Genomic DNA, 20,049 nt, shown 5'->3' on the forward strand with positions numbered 1-20,049 from the left:
CTCGCTTTTTTATTTCCATTCGCTAGTAATCATTACGCGAGCTCAGTTCGTAACTTTTTCGCAGCCGAAACCAGATTCGCTAACGCCGCTTCTGTCTCAGCCCAGTTTCTCGTCTTCAAACCACAGTCTGGGTTCACCCATAAGCGCTCTACTGGCACCTTCTCTGCAGCCTTCTTCAGCAGTGCTTCAATCCACTCTTGTGTTGGAATGTTCGGCGAGTGAATGTCGTAAACACCAGGGCCGATTTCGTTTGGATAATTAAACGCTTCAAACGCTTTGAGTAATTCCATATTAGAACGAGACGTCTCGATAGTTATCACATCCGCATCCAAAGCCGCAACGGAGTCAATGATTTCGTTGAACTCGCTGTAGCACATGTGCGTGTGAATTTGCGTTTCAGGTTTTGCACTGGCTGCCGAGATCTTAAATGCATCCACTGCCCATTGTAGATAGGCGTCATGGTCACGCTTTTTAAGTGGTAAGCCCTCACGAATTGCAGGTTCGTCTATTTGAATGATATTGATACCTGCATCCTGTAGGTCTGACACTTCATCACGAAGTGCAAGCGCTAACTGTTCTGCAATTTCTTTACGAGTGATATCTTCTCGCGGGAACGTCCAACATAGTATTGTCACCGGCCCCGTCAGCATGCCTTTCATCTGCTTACTGGTTAATGACTGCGCGTAGGTAGACCATTCAACCGTGATCGGCTTTTCACGTTCAATATCTGCCACAACAATGGCAGGTTTTACACAACGAGAGCCATAGCTTTGTACCCAGCCGAATTTAGTGGTTTGGAAGCCAGCCAAGTTTTCTGCAAAATACTCCACCATATCGTTACGTTCAGCTTCACCATGGACCAAGACATCAAGGTCTAACGCTTCTTGACGCTTAACAGCATCAGCGATGTGCCCTTTCAACGCTTGGTTATATTCCGTATCTGAAAGCTTACCTGTTCTATAAGCACTGCGTTGAACACGAATCTCTCCGGTTTGGGGGAATGAGCCAATGGTCGTGGTTGGTAATAATGGTAACCCAAGTACCTCTGCTTGATGGGCGGCACGCTCTGCATAAGGAGCGCTGCGTTGAGTGAGTGACGCAGTAATGCTATTGAGTCGCTCTTGCACGCGTGGTTTGTTCACATGAGTCGCCGTCTTGCGATCCTGAATGGGTTGGCTGTAGGTATCACAAGCTAGAATCGCATTATGCTCTCCGTCTAATGCACGGCCGAGCAACGCCACTTCCGTGACTTTTTGTTTAGCGAACGCAAACCAGCTTTTGACTTCATCACTCAATGCTGGCTCTAAGTCTAAATCAACCGGGCTATGTAATAGAGAACAAGAGCTCGCGACCCAAAGTCTGTCACCTAGGCGTTCTTTTACAGGCTGCAAACGCGCAAGTTGAGTGCTTAAGTCCGTACGCCAAACATTACGGCCGTTCACGACACCAGCCGACAACACCCAATGTTCTGGTAGCTTAGCAATCACCTCATCCAATTGCTCTGGTGAAGCCGATAGATCAATGTGTAAGCCATCGACATTTAATTCGACAATCTTATCGAGTGTGTCACCTACCGAATCAAAGTAAGTGGTCAGAAGGACTTTTACATCGCTGCGAATCACTTGATAAGCCAATTTGAACGCGTCGGTCCACTTGTCTTCAAGTTCAAGTGAAAGAATTGGCTCATCAATTTGTACCCATTCCACACCTTGGCTTGCCAACTTAGAAAGGATCGTTTGATAGGCTGTCAATAATCTAGGTAGCAGGGTAAGACGATCAAAACCTTCTTCCACTTCTTTGCCTAGATAGAGATAACTGAGTGGGCCAAGCAATACAGGCTTTACTTTATGCCCCGCTTTGATTGCTTCGTTCACTTCCTCAAACAACTGCGGCCAACTGACTTCAAACGCATCGTCCTTGCTGAACTCAGGCACAATGTAATGGTAATTGGTGTTAAACCATTTCGTCATGTCTGACGCCGCAGCACCTGCACAACCGCACCCCGACTGAGACTGACCGCGGCCAACTTTAAATAAAGTGTCTAGATCTGGGAATCCGTTGGCGTGACGCTTTGGTGTGTGCCCCAAGAGTAATGTGGTGGTTAAGACATGATCGTACCAAGCAAAATCGCCAGCAGTTGCAAAGCTCAGACCTGCTTCCGTTTGTGTGTTCCAGTTTTTCTCGCGCAGTCCAGCCCCGAGCTGTTTAAGTCCAGCTTGATCGATCTCTCCTCGCCAGTATTTCTCTAGTGCAAATTTGAGTTCACGTTTTTCTCCAATGCGTGGATAACCAAGAATATGCGTTGTAGTAGCCATGTCCGTATTCCTTATTCTGTGTCTGATATTGAGGTCAGTACATCGGGAATAAAATTCACCAAGATGTCTGGATGGCTAAAACTATCTCTCTCACGCATGGATTGGACAACATCCAATTATTCAACTTGTTTATTAAAAAATTTCATATTGAGCGATCTCACTCGCACTAGATTAAAACAAATAGACGTCTAGACGTTTACATATCCACTTTTTCTCGTTAAGTTAATAAAGCTCATGGCAGACACATAAGGATGAAAGGGATTCATGATAGAGTTGAAACACTTACGTACCCTCACCTCGTTAAGAGATACAGGGTCACTCACTGCGACCGCGACCGCATTGCACCTAACGCAATCCGCCCTTTCACACCAAATCAAAGACCTTGAATCTCGTATTGGCGGACAGCTATTTTTGCGAAAAACCCGCCCGGTAAAGTTCACGTCTGAAGGCGAAATCTTGCTTCGTCTCGCCGATGAAGTGTTGCCAAAACTCGCCAGAGCCGAAAACGAACTTGCCAGCCTCAAAGAAGATGTAAATGGCCGTTTGCATATGGCGATAGAATGTCACTCTTGTTTCCAATGGCTGATGCCTGCCCTTAAGGAATATCAACTCACTTGGCCAAGTGTCACGCTTGATTTCTCCTCTGGTTTTGGTTTTGAGCCGCTTCCCGCCTTACTTGCAGGTGAACTGGATTTGGTGATCACATCCGACATACAACCACGCTCTGAAGTGCACTATGAGCCACTCTTTGATTTCGAAATGCGTCTGATTACTTCCACTAGTCATCCGTTAGCCGACAAAGACATCATTGAGCCAAACGATCTGGCTGATCAAACCATGCTTTCCTACCCGGTTCAGAAGCAAAGGTTGGATGTAGTAAAACACTTCTTACAACCTGCGGGAATTGAACCTGCCAAATGGAAACAGGCAGACAATACCCTAATGCTGGTCCAAATGGTGTCGGCGGGTTTGGGCGTAGCGGCATTGCCGAATTGGGCGATATCGGAGTTTTCTCGCCAAGGGCTGATCACAAGTAAACCTTTTGGTGATGGGTTATGGCGACGCTTGTTTGCAGCAACACGAAACTCGGAAAAAGATAAGCGTTACTTGCAAGCCTTCTTTGCAACCGCACGCCAACAATGCAAAAGCCACCTTGACGGCATCAAGATGGCTTAGAATATTCGGAAAGAGAGACGAGATTAGCGTTCGTAAGATTTGAATTGATTGGTGAGTGGGTCATATTGGTAACCAAGCATATCAAGCTTGCCCACCACCGATTCCACATCCATCTCATACATGGAAACCAGTTCTTCAAAGCTGTCGCACTCTAAGCGCAGCTTTTCATTAACGATACCCAGCAAGATAATGCTGTCCCAGTTACTCACATTGCTTAAGTCCATAGCGACACTCCTCTAAAACAAGGTATTCGGCCTCAATTCTGTTGAGCACATGCGTCTTGGCGCGCTCTAAACGAATAGAGGCTGTATCTAAAGCGTAGACTTAATCTAATGATTTGAAAGTGAGCTCGATCTAAATCCCGAGCTCACCAATAGAAATTCTGACAGGAGTGTTATGCTAGAGGGCTTTCGCACCTAGCTGAAATAGACCTTGAAGGCTAGTCATCGAAGCAAGAGCAAGCAGTAGTGCCGCTGCTAACTGAACTTTGTTCGGTGCTTTATGAGTAAAGATGTGCCAGCACCAAACCACAATTGCCATGATCAGCATCGCCAGTGATGCCAAGATATGTTGCGTGACCGAGTTTAGTGTCACTTCATCCAATTGATAAGCGGAAAACAAAGTCATCACCACCAACAACATCCCCGATACCACGCCAGTCACAGGTAAAATACGGTGGAAAGCTTGCAGACGGCTACGTGCAATAACCAGAAGCAGCTGAGCAAATGCCGCACCTAAGAAGAAGATCATCAGTGCCATTGACGCTGAAGCGGCCCAATGCGGTTGTTCGAACACTTGAATACTCACATAAGCAAACGCCAGGCCGTTCGCCAAATGCAGTGCCCATAACGGACCTTTTTCACGAGTCTTTTTAGTTTGAACTTGAGAGTAGAAATAGAAGATCGCGAACACGACCATAAAAGCTTCAATACGCAATGAGGCCACTGCTAACCAAAGAATACCAATTGATGGCAACATCTTGTGCAAACGACCACGTTGACCCGGACAGATATCGCCCTTAATCAACAGCAAGGTCAACAGCGCTTGCGCGCCAAACAGCATTGGAGGAAAAGTTAACAGCAGTTGTTGAATCATGTTGAATGCAAACTCAAAAGTCATTTTGGGGTGGCGATAATAGCAAATCGCCTAGTGGCAAACCACCTAAACACAACATGGCTTTTCGTTATTACTTATGGGTAAGCATCCATTAGAGTGAAGCCAAATAACCCAGCACATCCTCTTGAGTCAGCAAGCCACGATACTCGTTTTGCGAGTCACATAAAATCCATGGGAATTTGACCCTCGCTTTAACTAAGGCTTTCACTTCTGATACCGGTAAGCTCGCATCCACTCGTTCGAACTCCGTATTCATCACTTGGTTAACCGGACGCTTCCAGATACGGTTCTCTCGTTCCGACTCCAGATCCGTCCCCATCGCGGGTGTTAAATGCAAATTGATCTGCTCCTTAGTCATCAAACCAACACAGTGCCTTTCATTGATCACAACTAAGGGCGCATCGGGGCTAAGGTTCATGTATTCAACCGCTAGTGACAAAGGCTCGCCGGGATCTAAACGCCTCACATCACGATGACTGAGTGAGAGCAGCGATTCATCATGATTTGGTTTCACCACTATCCCATCAAACAACGACTTGTGGCATTGCGGCTTATCCAATAAAACCAGAGGAACCGCTTGAGAGAATAAGTACCCTTGCATGTAATCAACACCAACGTTGGCTAGCACTTTCAATTCCTGTTCCGACTCAACGCCCTCAGCGACCACCTTTACATTGAGCTTATGGGCCAGCTCAGTCATCATCTTAACGATGTTGAATTTCGTGCTGCCTTCTTCGATGTTCTTAACAAATTTGCGGTCAATCTTGATCAGGTCAAAATGCCCTTTCTCCAAGTAAGAAAATGAGGAGTAACCAGTACCAAAATCATCTATTGCTATCTTGATGCCCTGTCCGCGCAACTCCTCCAACGCTGCCGTATGCTCTTGGTCTTGCTCAAAGTACGCCGTTTCTGTCAGTTCAATCGTAATTCGACTCGGGTCCACATCACTCTCAGAAATTAAGTCTAAAGAACTTTGCAGGACTTGGAGAGCGTCTAATTTGGTATTCAACGAGCGATTGATGGTTAAGCCAACATCTTCGCCATAAGTCTTTTGGATATGAGTTAATTGCTTCAATGCTTTCCGACAGACCACATCATCCAAGGCGGCAATCAATTCAAGATCTTCCACCATCGCAATCATTTCCTGCGTATCGTAGGTTTTATTTTGATGATAAAAACGCGCTAACGCCTCAAACTTCACCACTTTCCCACTACGAGTCTCAATAATAGGTTGGTAATAAACATCGACAAGTTGACTCTCAATTTGCGCTCTCAAAAACGCTTCAAGGTGGGAACGCTTGACCAACTCATCGTGCAATTCACTGTTATAAAAACTGAAGTAATTTTGGTCATCAGACCGAGAAGAGATCATCGCTTGCGCGGCGTGGACTAATGCATGCTTGGGGTTGTCAGTATCGTAACCCAGTACTGATATCCCGGTTTGTCCTTCAATAATGACATCATGCATACTCGAACCCAACTCACTTCTTAATTCCACAAAAAAGCCTCTCAATGCAATTTGAATCAACCTCAAAGGGCTGAGCCATTGACAACGAGGCGTTTGCAAACAGACGGCGAAAACATCTTTAGATAACTGACCCACAATACTCGCGTGGCGACTTCGCATTAAAAAATCAGCGAACCCAAGTTGCTGTTCAAGCGCCGTTTTTTCCGAGAAACAGGGGCGCAGAGCCATAACAATGCTCAAGTCTTTGTTACTGTTTTCTCGTGCTAAATTTCCAAGCTGAGTTTCAAACTCATCACGTGGAGGCAAAAAGGCAGAATATTGTTGGGTTTGCTCACCCGCTTTCTTCATCCAAAGCAGAGATGCAGAAATATCCGTCGAAACGCCAATATACAGGGTTCGACCAGACGTAAAGTTAAGACGATAAATACACAAATGGTGCGCTTGATGGTTTCCTTTTGAAGTGCGACTTAATAAGTTACCGCTCCAGTAGCCTGCTTGGTCAATCTGCTCCCACATGTCGTCGTAGAAAGCTTGGCTATGATGGTCCGAGCTAAAAATGTTGGTTTTCAAACCGATGATATCGCGATTTTCGTACCCCATCTGTTGTTCAAAAGCCCGATTACAACCCAGAATTCGAGTATCTTGGTCAGCAATCAATATCCCCACATTGGGCAAGTCAAAAATGGTTTCGAGGATTTTCGCCAATTCCTCACAGCCAGTGATCGTCAATTGAGGAATGACGGTACCTTGAACAATGTGATCATTCAGGCGTTCAAAGCTCATATCGACGTGAACGAGCATGGCCTCGTTTGACATTAAGCAACAAGACAAGTTGCCATGCCCTCCATGACGCTCTATCTGAGCAATTTTTTCTCTTGCAGCGTCCTGTTGCCCTAACAACATATGCTCCAGCAATTCATCCAACCCGCTAATCGGTTTCTTTAAACCAAATGCGGACATCATGCCCTTTTGGTCACATTCAAATTCTCGGGTCTGGATATCGTAAGACCAATCGATAACTTGAGAATGACCGGATGCGGGCTGCACTTCTCCTTGTGCAATAGACACTAATTCACTCATAACCTAGCCCCCTGTTTGTATCAGCCATGACTACGAATATTGATTACCCACGGTGTCGCCTGATTTTGCTGTATTTTTATGATTGCAAAGTGGTCAAACACCATTTGGAACGTCGATACGCTCGGTCAATATTCAAAGTCAAAATGACGTGTGCATTAGCATGCACTTAATTAAATTATAGAAAGAATTTTTGATAAGCACACTGTTGATCAACAATAAATTGTCATCGTCTACAAAGCCAATAACCATAAGGCTTTGAAGGACATAACGTAGTAAAAACCACCAGCCTAATTGCGAGTTATTTTCATCTAGCAATAAAACTTACTGAACTAAGCTTGATATGGGGACTTGGGTATAGATACCTGATTATCAAATCGCTATAATTCGCGCTCCCTGGAACAGAGAGCAAAATATGACCAACGACATTACTCCTATTCATGAGTACAAAAAATACTGGGCTGAGTGTTTTGGTACGGCACCTTTCTTGCCGACCAGCCGCAAAGAAATGGACGCCCTAGGATGGGATAGTTGTGACATTATCATTGTCACGGGTGACGCGTACGTGGACCACCCGAGCTTTGGTATGGCGATCATTGGCCGTCTTCTGGAAGCACAAGGCTTCCGTGTCGGTATCATTGCTCAACCAGAATGGAACAACAAAGATGCTTTCATGCAGCTTGGAAAGCCAAATCTGTTCTTCGGGATCACCGCGGGTAACATGGACTCGATGATCAACCGTTATACAGCGGACAAAAAGCTTCGTCACGATGATGCGTACACGCCAAACAACGAAGGCGGCAAGCGTCCAGATCGTGCAACCTTGGTGTATTCACAGCGTTGTCGTGAAGCCTACAAAGGCACGCCTATTGTTCTTGGCGGTATAGAAGCAAGTTTGCGTCGTGTGGCTCACTACGATTACTGGTCAGACAAAGTTCGTCGCTCTGTGCTGTTCGATGCGAAGGCGGACATTCTTCTTTTCGGTAACGCTGAGCGTGCCCTAGTAGAAGTCGCACATCGTCTTGCTGATGGCGAAGACATTTCGACCATGACCAACATTCGCGGTACTGCGGTTAACCTGCCAGCAGAGCCAGAAGGTTACACCGTTATCGATTCTTCTCGTATTGAGAAACCTCGTAAAGAAGCGTTCGTACCAAAGAACCCTTACGAAGTGGAAACTCAGTGCGATACCAAAAAAGAAGAGCCTGTTGCACAGCCGATCACGATTCGCCCATCACGTCATGATGCAGCGAACACAGCTGTGCGCCTACCAGCCTTCGAAAAACTGCACAACGACCGCATTCTGTATGCGCATGCAAGCCGTGTTCTGCACTTAGAAACCAACCCATATTCGGGTCGTGCTCTACTGCAACGTCATGGTGACCGTGAGCTTTGGGTAAACCAAGCGCCAATTCCTTTGACTACAGAAGAGATGGATTACGTATTCGGCCTATCGTACGCGCGTGTTCCTCACCCTATGTATGGCAAAGCAAAGATCCCTGCTTACGACATGATCAAAACTTCGGTTAACATCATGCGTGGTTGTTTTGGTGGCTGTTCTTTCTGTTCGATTACTGAGCACGAAGGCCGTATCATTCAAAACCGTTCACAAGAATCCATCATCAATGAGTTGGAAGAAATCCGCGACAAAGTGCCTGGCTTTACCGGTACAATTTCTGACTTGGGTGGTCCAACGGCAAACATGTACCGTCTTGGCTGTAGCGATCCAAAAGCAGAAGCAAACTGTCGTCGCCCTTCTTGTGTGTTCCCGGGTATCTGTAACAAGCTAAACACGGACCATAAGCACACCATCGACCTTTACCGTGCAGCGCGTAAAGTAGAGGGCGTGAAGAAAGTTATGATCGCATCCGGCGTACGTTACGACCTTGCGATTGAATCACCAGAATACGTGAAAGAGCTTGTGACTCACCACGTAGGCGGTTACCTGAAGATTGCTCCTGAGCATACCGAGAAAGGTCCACTGGATCTGATGATGAAGCCGGGCATGGGCACTTACGACCGCTTTAAAGAGATGTTTGAGAAGTACAGCGCGGAAGCAGGTAAAAAACAATACCTGATCCCTTACTTCATCTCGGCGCACCCAGGTACAGAAGACGAAGACATGCTGAACTTGGCATTATGGTTGAAGAAGAACAACTTCGAGTGCGACCAAGTACAGAACTTCTACCCATCGCCAATGTGTAACGCTACGTCGATGTACTACTCAGAGACTAACCCTCTAAAACGCGTGAAGTACAAACAACGTGAAGATGTGCCAGTAGCGAAAGGTGAACGTCAGCGTCGCCTACACAAAGCCCTACTTCGCTACCACGATCCAGCGAACTGGCCAATGATCCGCGAAGCACTGATCAACATGGGCAAGAAGCACCTGATTGGTGATAAACCAAACTGTCTGGTTCCGGCAGAAGACATTGATGCGCAAACACCAGCACAACGTCGTAAGTCTGGTCGTCACGGTGCAAACCGCTTTGCGACCAAACACACCAAGAACCAACCGGGCTTCGGTGGTCACTTGAATAAACGCTCTGAAGGTGGCTCTCGCGACGGCAAGCCATCTGGTAACCGCAACGGTTCAGGTAAAGCGCAAGGTGGTCAAAACGGCCAAGGTCGTGGCAACCAAAACGGCCAGCGTCCTAATACGGGATCACGTCCTGGTAGCAACAACCAAAACCGTTCAAACGGTGCGGGATCACAAGGTCAAGGTCGTCCTCAAGGTCAAGGCAAACCAGCGGGTCAACGCAAACCTAAACGCCGTTAATTCAATAGAGCTTGAACAGTAAACTTGAATAGAAAAAAGGGCTTCAGAGGTAACTCTGAAGCCCTTTTGTTTTGTCTTTCGTTTGTGACTATCACTGCCATGCCATTAAGAACTGCACACTAGAAACCACCCCCTCAGAGAACCGCCTTTCTAGAGCATCCGATTATCCCTTTCTATAATCGGATTAAGGTAAGCGAGCACGTGATATCTGGTCATGTATATGAGCGCAGGAATACAAATTACTGAATTGACGCAACATTGACATAATTGATCTAAATCAATTTTACTGTGTGTCGCATAATTAAAACAGGAAGTCTAAGTATGTCAAACAAGAACTATGTAACCACCTTAATGCTATTGTGCGCCTTTGCCTCAAGTGCGAATGCGGAAAGCAAAGATGACATTGATAACATTAAAAACAAAATTGGCGATATCCAAGATAGCCTCTCTCAATCGCAAGACACCATGCAATTCGTGAGATCGGTTTCTGGGTCAACCTTTGTGCCGGAACCAAAACACAGTAAAGATATGCCTTCTTACAGTTACTTCACGATAGAGAGCTACGACATATTCAGCAGCCCTTCTGGCAAGCGTATGATTCAAGCCGTTATCACCAACAACTCAGGCGGTGGTATTAAGCTCAAGACATCTCAAATCAAAGCGTACTTTGGTGGCCAAGTGTACTTATCCCCTTCTTCGATTGAGCAGGGCGATAAATTCGCTCAAGGAGAAACGAAGTCCGTCACTTTGCATTTTGGTGAGAATAGCGCTTCTATCCTTGGTTTAATGACCAGAAACTACTAAGCGATTTTGGGGCTAAAGCTCCCCTACAGCAATCGATGGTAATTAAACTGATGCTCTAAACTTCATATTCCCTTTTAAAGCCATCAGCTTCCCCAAAAATCACCCTAGAAACAGATACAAGTGAGGCTCCAGTGGTAACTCTGGGGTCTTTTTGTTTTGTATGCAGCTCTCAACAGTCCCTATCACAACTCACAATTAGGCTCTAAGTCCCCCTTAAGCCCTATCGATACAAAAAATGGTATACGCCAACCAACTTATTGGAAAAACAAACAACTTTTTGGTTAAAGCAGAATCACGCAAGAAATAACCCACTGATTCTTAGTCGTTTTATTTTGGTGCGATATTTGCCTAATGGAGTAAAACTCTTAAACATAGGCTGACGATGAGTAATCCACTTCCTCCAAAAACTTCGATGTTTTGGCACGACAACAGCTATACCCACGAAGAAGCTGTTCAGGCATTTGAAAGCGATGGCACGTTGAAATCTCTGAATACCGTTCCAACCACCGCATCCGATGATATGGCTGGCTCGCCTCCAGAGCGCAGCATGTTTTGGGAGGGAGAAACAAAAAAAATCGATCCGCCACCGCCGTCTGAACCAGAACCTCTCAATTTAAAAACCGAGAAAGAACCAACGGAGGCTTTACCGGCACACTTCATCCCTGTTCGCTACGCGATCGATCAGCTAGAAACAGAAGAAACACAACCTTTTGGTTTGCCTGACGAATGGAAAGGCCAAGGCCCAGCCAAACTCAATACCGTTGGCTACACCTTGCGTCAGCTTCGCGATGGTTGGTTGTATGTCTATGATGCCATCAACAAAAGCCTAGACGAATACGAAATCAAAGGAACGCAATTCACGCTCTACAAGCTGGGAGAGTCGGAAAGCCCAGAATCCGAACAGCGTGGTACCCCAGAAGGCGCAAAACCTTTTCTTACTTACGAAGATGGGAGCGTGCTGTCGATTTGTTACTCTGAACACCGTTGGACATGGAACATGTTCATGCGCGTCCTTAACAATCCGAGTAATCATATCGATCGTATGCAGACTGTTGTTCTGTCTGCAAACGAGAATCAGCACAACATTGCACCAATCGATAAGTTAACTCAAGTGGCTGATATTGAATCTTCTGCAGTCGATGATGGACGCTTTGCAGATTCTGGCATCGCGACCAAAGCTGATGAAGATGGTTCCGTCTTTAAACCTGTCGCAGCCGAGAGTGACTTAACCTCTGCGATTCCAGAAGAAGAGTCGGGCTACTTCGTCGCGATAAAAGATTACGCCGCAGACATTCAAGATATGTCGCTGCATTTTGTTGGCGCTGCAAGTCCCTACCGCCTTTTCATTGACCAGTTTTCAAACCAGTGGAACTTGATGCAGACCGCCATGCAACTGTGCATGTTCGGGGCAAGTGACAATATAGACATGCCCACAGGAGTAAAGCGCAAAAACCAAGAGCTTGAATTCTATATGGACATGGCGGATTACTATGACAACTCAGCAATGGTTGACCTTACCAGTGAATCTCAAGCAGCTATCATCAAAGGAATGCCATCTTCATTTTCCCAGCAAGCTATCGATGATTACCAAAAATCCACTTCAGAAATAGCAGAGGCCATACAGAAGAAATATGGCATTTCAGCAAACCGATTTGGTAAATACGAACAATGGATAGCGACTGAACGCTGGCGTAAGCAACTCAACTGGAAACAAATGCTGAGCGAAATGCAAGAGCTGTCAGAACAAAAAGAAATCATGCTAGCCGAAGTTGTCTCGGTAAAAAGCGACTTTATCGCTGTAATGGAATCTTTGACACCGCATCATCTCGAGAGAACCTTCGACCTATATAGTGAAGACACACAATACAGCTTGTATCAACTTCATAAGCAAGCCGTTGAGTCATTTACTTTGGTGGTGCAAGAAGAAGACCGCCAATGGGCTGAAAGCCAATGGGATAAACCAACCAGTTTATTTGCACTTTACACTTCTGGGTTTAGTCGTAGCTTGTTTAAAGAAGTTGAGAAATTGATACCTCAAAAAGTTGTAAATCCAATAGGTGAAGCAAACGTCGCTATAAATGACTCGGAAACTGAAAGCGCAAACATTGAAAGCTCAGACAACCAATTTATGGATTATGTTTCGGCGGCCAGTAACCGACTGAGCATGTACTCAAAAATACTGGACTTTATCTCTAACCCAAATACTGCAGAAACAGCGTTCTTAAAAGACATAGCGCAAGGGTTCAAAGAGTTAGATGCGGTATTTAGAGCAACAAATAGTGCCTTATTAAGAGGGGGAATAGAACTTGCGGTTAGTTTCAGTTCTCATACATCTCTCATGATAATGTCTTTGCTATCGGAAAAACTTACTCTCGATAGTTTCCGCATAAGAGCCGTATTTTTAGAACGTTTATCGCTCGATACCGCAATAAAAGTAAATAAAAAATATCCACAGAATTTCGGCTCTTGGAAGTCCAACTATGACAAGAGGCTAGCCGCGTCAAACAAAAATAGGAAAGTACTCGCCGCCTTTAACAAAGGAGACAATACGATATCCAACCAGCAATACAAGCTAGCCTTGAGACAACAACGTCATCTTCAAAAAAGTTTAGCCGTTGCAACATTTGAGTACCCTCAATATATAGAATTTTCAGATGATGTAGTTAGGGCAACAATCGAACTACGAAAAAACATCTGGCACAACAAGGTCGACAACCTTCACAAGCTATTTGAAGATGTGGGTGGTTTTGGCTTTCTCGCTTTAGTTTTTAACTGTATTGCCCTTGCAGATGCGATGAACAGTATTCAAGAGACTGGGCTAATGTCTCAAGATGATTTCTTGGACATTCAACAAAAGCTTTTTTATACAGCTGGTGCTTGGACAGGTATTCGTACAAGTAAGTTATGGGATAGTGTGAAGGGTGACCCTAAGTTAAGAGCCCGTTCATACAAAGTATTAAAGGAGTTAGTGAGTCAAAACGTCGAAGGTTTTGAAAACTTGATCCTTGATGACTTAAAGCTATTCAATAAATGGCTCGCGATTACAGGGGCTTTAGGAGCATTAGCTTCAGGCATTGAGGCTTACCGTTCTTGGCAGAGTGCTGATGAGGTTTATGGTCTTGAAAAATACCTGCATGTAACAAATACCCTAGTATTAACAGCAATGTCTGCTGTCGGCATGTTCCAAGCATACGGGGGCTTAACAGGACAATTTGCACTAAACTTGACCTTTGGTGGGCCTGTAACGGCAGCTTTGGTAATTCTTACAGTCACATACCTAGCCATCAATTATATGCTGAATAAAATGAAACAAGATGATTACCAAAGATGGTTAGATAAACTGCCTTGGGGTTATCACCCGACTCGCACTCAGTGGAGCCAATCTGCGAGCTTGCCTGAAAGAGAAAAGCATAATTCAGCATTAGTGCAACAAGCGCTGTTTGACTTACAATCGATTATTCAGCAGCCTACGGTATACCATCAACCTATTGAAAAAGTACAAGCTTACCCAGGTTACACACATCGTGAGTTAATCGGTTTGGAAGTGCATATTCAACTGCCAAGGCGTGCTGCAACGAATGGTATTACGTTGAGAACTAACAGCAAGGCAACAGAAGATGATTTGACGTCAGGCTCGTGGCATCAAAACGTAGATTTAGTCACGCTACAAACTCAAGACCAAGCGAGCAAAGAATCACTGGTGTACAAGGTAACATTGCCAATTGAAGAAGCAGACCATTACCTTGCCATGCAAGTAGTTTACGATATGGAAGATGATGCCCCTGCTAAGCGTGAGTATTGGTTCCAAAACGGCATAAAACAAAGTGCAACTTATGGCATTATTTCAGACAATATCAAACAAGGCATCATTAAAAAAACACTCACCCCCGCTGTTGGCACATTAGGTTTTCAGGAGTAACCCTTGGCATATTCACCGTTTTATATCACCCCAGAAGAATTGGCGGTTTATCAAGAAGCGCAAGAGCAAGAGATTCTCACAGGGGACAATTTAACAACATGGCATAAGTATGATGTAGAAGAGCCATTTCGCTACCATTACAAGTTAACGGCTTTACCATTTATGAGCTTCCTATTTGTGATAGTATTTTTGACACACTCAAGTGATACGCTCGTCGTAACCTTTTTCGGTCTTATCTTGTCAGCGATGATGGCTGGAATCTTTTACCTTACGATCGGCCTCGATTATCGCTATGACTACATTTTTTCAGACAAAGGCTTTGTGATGAAAAAACGTCGCAATATGCCTAAATGGGTAAATACGGCTACGCAAGCTGTTGGCTGGATTGGCGCTGTGGTGTGTGTGGTGATGGTAGCACTGGTTGGTCCGATGGCATTAACGGGAGCAGGTGCCTTTATTTTGCTTTCATTTGGTATGTTAAAACGCAAGCCTGATGAAACAACAGAAGTGAGGGTTGGAGAGCGAGAAGGTTGGCTCTTTGCTGATTACAATAAGAAAAGAAAAGTAATTAAGTTCTTTTTTAAGTATGACAGGTGCGAATACCAAGATACTGCTCAGGAGATTACTTTTCGCTCACAGGGGCGATTCTATAGTTACATTTTCTTTAAAAATGAAGCGGACTTAGAATCCATGGTCACGCAACTTTCAAATATCTACAAACTGGATTGTAAAGAGGTCAATGATCATAAAAAGCTGTTTGAAGCGAAGCCTGAACCTAGACTTTTTACGACCCCTGCTTGTTATCGAGAATACCCTACCAATGAAGTGTTTGATTTAAGGGATTCGAAAGCGCCACTCCCAGAATGTAAATACCTCTACAACGGAAAATGGCAAACGGGATCAGAAATCGAACGCTTAAAAGCAGCTGGTGAACAGCAAGCTACTCCCGCTTCATAGTTCACTGCAAGCATTAAGAAAGGGCTACAGAGATAACTCTGGAGCCCTTTTGTTTTGTCTGAATTTTACCTTGGGTTACTAATCTATTTCGCTACGTTACCCGCAACGTTTAGAGCATCCCAAGTACGTGCAAATGGTGGTGCGTAGCAGAAGTCCATGTAGCCTAGTTGCTGTGTGGTCATCTTCGCAGTGATAGCAACGGCTAGCGCGTTGATTCGGCCTACTGCGCCTTTCTTGCCAACGATTTCGCCACCAAGCAGCGCATTGGTTTCTGGGTGGTAAACCAGCTTCACTTTAATGTCTTCTTGGCCTGGGTAGTAGTCGGTTTGGTTCTTATCTGAAATGGTTGAAACCTTCACTTCCAAACCGTGTTCTTTAGCTAGAAGTTCCGATACGCCTGTACATGCCAGTTCGTAATCTAACACTTTCAAGCAAGACGAGCCCAAGAAACCACTCATGTAAGTGTCTTTGCCAGCAAGTTTGTCAGCCATCATGCGCGCTTGCTTGTTCGCTGTGGTTGCCAGTGGAACATACACTGATTTGCCTAGCGCCATGTGGTGAACCACTGCACAGTCGCCAGCAGCGTAAATGTGTGCATCTTCTGTTGCGCCAAACTCATCCACTAACAATGCGCCGTTCGCTGCTTTTGGTAACTCGAACGCTTCTGAGTTTGGTTTAAAGCCAAGTGACATGATCACAACGTCTGCTTCAACATTGCCGTTGTCGGTTTCTACGATGTAACCGCCCTGCTCTGCGTCGCGAATGGCTGATACGCTGCAACCGGTTTTAAGCTCAGCGCCAGATTCACGAATCGCGCCTTCTACCACTTCAATCATTTCAGGGCTGAACTGACGGCTCATCACGTGCTGTTCGCGCTCAATGATGGTGACGTGTTTACCTAGTAGGTGCGCTGCATCGAACACTTCTAGGCCGATAAAGCCGCCGCCGATAACACAAACGCGTTGTTTGTTGCTGTCCTTAAGCGCTTCTTTTACTGCCAAGCCATCTTCCATGCTGGTTAGCGTGTATACGTGCTCTGGGTTGAACTCGCCAAACGATGGCACGATTGGACGCGCGCCCGTGGCAATCACCAACATATCGTAATCGATAGTGCTTTCTTCACCTTGGTGACGAACTTTAATCTGCTTTTCAGTGCGGTCTAGTGCCACCATTTCAGTTTCAATGCGCACGTCTAAACCAGATTTAATCGCTTGTTCTGGCGTACGAGAAATCATGCGCTCAGTGTCATCAAACATACCACCAGCAAAGTAAGGTAAACCACACGCACCGAACGAGATGTAATCGCGCTTATCCAGCACAATCACTTCATCTGATGGCTGATTACGTTTGTATTTCGCTGCGAAACTCATACCTGCAGCGCTACCGCCTACGACAACAACTTTCATATTTATTACCTAAATAACCTGAACTCAGGAAAAACGGAGAGCACCCGCGTTGGGTGCTCTTTATTAAGTTTGGAAATTACACTGCTGCTTCTTTTGTTACTGTTGCAGTAACGTCAGCATTGTATTGCTCAGTGTTTAGTGAGCCATTCTTCTTCGCGGTTAGTACACCTGACAACATTGAGCCAGAGATGTTAAGCGCGGTACGAGCCATGTCGATAAGCGCTTCGATAGAAACCAGAATCGCCACAACCGTAATGTCTAGACCCATGATCGTTAGTACCGCTACTGCTGCGAACGTTGCACCGCCACCAACACCTGCGATACCGAATGAAGCAATCGCGATGACAGCAATCAGTTGTAGGATGAAGCCTAGGTCAACTGGCATGCCCATTACTTGTGCCGCCATGATAGCTAGCATTGCTGGGTAGATACCCGCACAACCGTTCTGACCGATACTGGTACCGAATGTTGCTGACATGTTTGCTGTTTCTTCGTCCACACCTAGACGTTGAGTTTGAGTTTCAACGTTTAGTGGGATTGCCGCCATGCTGGAGCGAGAACCGAAGCCAAATACTAGCACTGGCCAGATTTTCTTCATGAACTTCGCAGGAGACAGACCGAACATAGACACCATCACGAAGTGGATAGCGAACATTACACCGATTGCCACGTAGCTTGCTAGTAGGAAGCGACCCATTTCTGCTAGTGCGAACAAATCGTTTGTCATCATGAACGTGGTCATCAGAGCGAATACACCGTAAGGCGTCAGCTTCAGAATCTCACGTACCATTGAAAGTACGACTTCTTTTGCAGAGTTGATGAAATCAACGAAGTTTTGCACTTTCTCAGGCTTACGGTTTTTCACTTGCAGGATACAGTAACCAAGGAACATACCGAACAATACCGTTGATAGCGTCGACGTACGTTGAGAGCCCGTTAGCATGTCAAAGATGTTGGTTGGGATTATAGACAGTGCCATACCTGACAGACCGCTACTCGCCATCGCATCTTGTGTTGCAATCAGAGAGTCACCACGTGCTTCGATAGCGCTGTTAGTGCCGATAGTGCTGACTAGCGCGTTAGCATCGATACCGAATAGGTAAATACTTGCGATGCCCACTGCCGCAGAGATTGCACAAGTGAAAAGTAGAATACCGATGATTTTTGGTGCGATGCGCGATAGTGCACCACCGCCTTCTACGTTCATGATCGAAGAGATCATCGCCACAAATACTAGTGGGATTACTATCATTTGTAGAAGCTTGATGTAGCCTTTACCGAATACAGAAATCAGTTCAGCAAAACCTGCCGTTGCAACGTTGCCTACACCGAATACGAGCTGAATTGCACCGCCGAATAACAGGCCAGCAGCAAGCGCACTCAGTACGCGGAAGTTAAAGCTTTTCTTTTGTTTTTTGAAGTTCGCAAGTAATGCGTAGAACCCAAAGAACAGGATGCTCAATCCAATAAATGAAACGCTCATGAGAATCTCCTATTGATACCCATTTATGTCCGAAAATCGGTTACTTTTTGTATGCAATGGCTTCAACTTCAACCAATGCGTCTTTTGGTAGTCTTGCTGCTTCAACGCAAGAGCGAGCTGGTGCGTTTTCTGTACCAAATACCTCTGTGTACACTTCGTTAAATGCGGCGAAGTTTTCCATGTCTGATAGGAAGCATGTCGTCTTCAATACTGTGTCTAGACCCGCACCGCTTGCTTCTAGAACCGCTTTTAAGTTTTCTAGAGACTGACGAGCTTGCTCTTTGATGCCGCCTTCAACAAACTGCATGGTTTCTGGAACCAGTGGTAGTTGGCCTGATGTGTAAACCATGTCGCCGTAAGATGTACCTTGAGAGTAAGGACCGATAGCGGCAGGTGCTTGTTCAGTGGCAATGATCTGTTTCACGATATAACTCCTAAGTTATTAGTTTTATTCTGATTTAAATTCACGGATAAACTTGTAAACCGCCTGACGGCTGATCCCAAGTTGCTCTGATACTTGTGTGGTCGTCTCTTTTAGCTCAAATACACCGTTATCAAACAAACAACGAATGATGGCTTTGTTACGACCTTTTACGGAAACCGTCTCGTCTTGATCCACCTCTTTCATAGCAGCGCTCAATGCCTGCTTAATGACATCATTCGCGTTATTGCTGAAGGTTTCACTGACCAAGGTTTGCGATACGTGACACTGTGGCATCAGCGTCTTGACGATTTCTGGGAATGGGAAAGATAAGTTCATGTTGATGCACAGCATGCCAATTGGCTTTTGCTCTGGGCCAGCCAAAATGCACGTGGTCGATTTCAGTAGCGAGCCGTCGGCAGCATTGGTGAAATAGCTCTTCGGAGAAACTTCGCCCGTTTTCTCGAATGTGCTCCACATACGTAAGCCCAAATCGGTGATTGGCGAGCCAATTTCACGCCCGGTATGATGACCATTCACGATCTTCACGACTGAATTTTCTAGGCTTTCAAATGAATGAATAACCACTTCACAGTACGGTCCGATCAAATCGGCAATCGTGTCTGCTAAACGAAAGTAGTTGCTTAAACATTCTCTGTCTTCGTCGGTGAATCGAACTTGCTTTACACTCATCATTTCGGTTTACATTTTTGAACTCAATGACTGCAAACTACTCCTTTCGGGTGAGTTCAGCAATACAGAGTAAACTTCTGTAAACCTAAAAAATGCGCTTAAAACACCGACAAATTACGAAGAATTGATCGAAATCACGCACAATAGTTGAACAAGATCACCAAAAACATATGAGTCAGGTTTAATTCCTTAAACCACATCAAAGTTTAAATATTTAAAATCAAAGATTGCGTTTTTGAACACTTTAATGATCTAGAACAAGTTCCAAAACCCAGTAAAAACCGCATACGGTAATAATCAATTTGAAGCGCAACTTGATTTATAAAATCGACGGCAATTACAGCGCTCTCAAAAAGACATTAGATGAATAAAACATCACCATGCACACATCACTTAATTCCGTTCCATGCCTATAAGACGAAGTCATTTTCAAAA

General features: G+C 45.2%; 13 protein-coding genes. 5 read left to right on the forward strand and 8 right to left on the reverse strand.

What is annotated here, in order from left to right; genetic code table 11:
• Positions 1–32 precede the first annotated feature (32 nt).
• Entirely contained in the window at positions 33–2,315 is a 2,283-nt protein-coding gene (gene metE, locus ATB78_RS19060) for a 5-methyltetrahydropteroyltriglutamate--homocysteine S-methyltransferase (RefSeq protein WP_061009888.1), read from the reverse strand.
• A 264-nt stretch (positions 2,316–2,579) separates the two neighbouring features.
• Between metE and metR the strand changes: the two genes are divergently transcribed.
• A complete protein-coding gene (gene metR / locus ATB78_RS19065) occupies positions 2,580–3,491 on the forward strand; it encodes an HTH-type transcriptional regulator MetR (RefSeq protein ID WP_010649441.1) in 912 nt (303 codons plus the stop codon).
• Positions 3,492–3,514: 23 nt separating this feature from the next.
• On the opposite strand, the gene ATB78_RS19070 is transcribed toward metR, so the two are convergent.
• From ATB78_RS19070 to ATB78_RS19080, 3 genes are all read right to left on the reverse strand, one after another.
• Positions 3,515–3,715 carry a DUF4250 domain-containing protein gene (locus ATB78_RS19070; protein ID WP_005445023.1) on the reverse strand — a complete coding sequence of 67 codons (201 nt, stop codon included), beginning with the start codon at positions 3,713–3,715 and terminating at the stop codon, positions 3,515–3,517.
• A 175-nt stretch (positions 3,716–3,890) separates the two neighbouring features.
• On the reverse strand, positions 3,891–4,610 hold the full coding sequence (locus ATB78_RS19075) for a hypothetical protein (protein ID WP_061009889.1): 720 nt from the start codon (positions 4,608–4,610) through the stop codon (positions 3,891–3,893).
• An 88-nt stretch (positions 4,611–4,698) separates the two neighbouring features.
• Entirely contained in the window at positions 4,699–7,155 is a 2,457-nt protein-coding gene (locus ATB78_RS19080; RefSeq protein ID WP_061009890.1) for an EAL domain-containing protein, read from the reverse strand.
• Positions 7,156–7,567: 412 nt separating this feature from the next.
• On the opposite strand from ATB78_RS19080, the gene ATB78_RS19085 reads away from it, so the two are divergent.
• The 4 genes from ATB78_RS19085 (at position 7,568) to ATB78_RS19100 (ending at position 15,611) form a co-directional block, all read left to right on the forward strand.
• On the forward strand, positions 7,568–9,931 hold the full coding sequence (locus tag ATB78_RS19085; protein WP_039977366.1) for a YgiQ family radical SAM protein: 2,364 nt from the start codon (positions 7,568–7,570) through the stop codon (positions 9,929–9,931).
• Positions 9,932–10,252: 321 nt separating this feature from the next.
• Entirely contained in the window at positions 10,253–10,735 is a 483-nt protein-coding gene (locus tag ATB78_RS19090) for a hypothetical protein (RefSeq protein ID WP_020197895.1), read from the forward strand.
• Between the two features lie 382 nt (positions 10,736–11,117).
• Positions 11,118–14,654 carry a T6SS effector BTH_I2691 family protein gene (locus ATB78_RS19095; protein WP_061009892.1) on the forward strand — a complete coding sequence of 1,179 codons (3,537 nt, stop codon included), beginning with the start codon at positions 11,118–11,120 and terminating at the stop codon, positions 14,652–14,654.
• A gap of 3 nt (positions 14,655–14,657) precedes the next feature.
• A complete protein-coding gene (locus tag ATB78_RS19100) occupies positions 14,658–15,611 on the forward strand; it encodes a hypothetical protein (RefSeq protein WP_061009894.1) in 954 nt (317 codons plus the stop codon).
• 83 nt (positions 15,612–15,694) lie between these two features.
• Here ATB78_RS19100 and ATB78_RS19105 read toward each other — a convergent pair whose 3' ends face one another.
• The 4 genes from ATB78_RS19105 to ATB78_RS19120 all read right to left on the reverse strand — a co-directional run bounded on the left by ATB78_RS19105 (position 15,695) and on the right by ATB78_RS19120 (position 19,617).
• Positions 15,695–17,017, reverse strand: coding sequence for a CoA-disulfide reductase (locus tag ATB78_RS19105; RefSeq protein ID WP_061009896.1), 1,323 nt, complete (start codon positions 17,015–17,017; stop codon positions 15,695–15,697).
• 76 nt (positions 17,018–17,093) lie between these two features.
• Positions 17,094–18,500, reverse strand: coding sequence for a cation:dicarboxylase symporter family transporter (locus tag ATB78_RS19110; RefSeq protein ID WP_020197900.1), 1,407 nt, complete (start codon positions 18,498–18,500; stop codon positions 17,094–17,096).
• Between the two features lie 40 nt (positions 18,501–18,540).
• Complete coding sequence (locus ATB78_RS19115; protein ID WP_005434996.1) at positions 18,541–18,924, reverse strand: RidA family protein; 384 nt, start codon at positions 18,922–18,924, stop codon at positions 18,541–18,543.
• A 24-nt stretch (positions 18,925–18,948) separates the two neighbouring features.
• Positions 18,949–19,617 (reverse strand): PAS domain-containing protein, encoded by a 669-nt coding sequence (locus ATB78_RS19120; protein ID WP_061009901.1) that lies wholly within the window; start codon positions 19,615–19,617, stop codon positions 18,949–18,951.
• Positions 19,618–20,049 lie beyond the last annotated feature (432 nt).

Origin of the sequence: Vibrio sp. CUB2, from assembly GCF_001557945.1 — a bacterium.
GTDB lineage: Bacteria > Pseudomonadota > Gammaproteobacteria > Enterobacterales > Vibrionaceae > Vibrio > Vibrio owensii.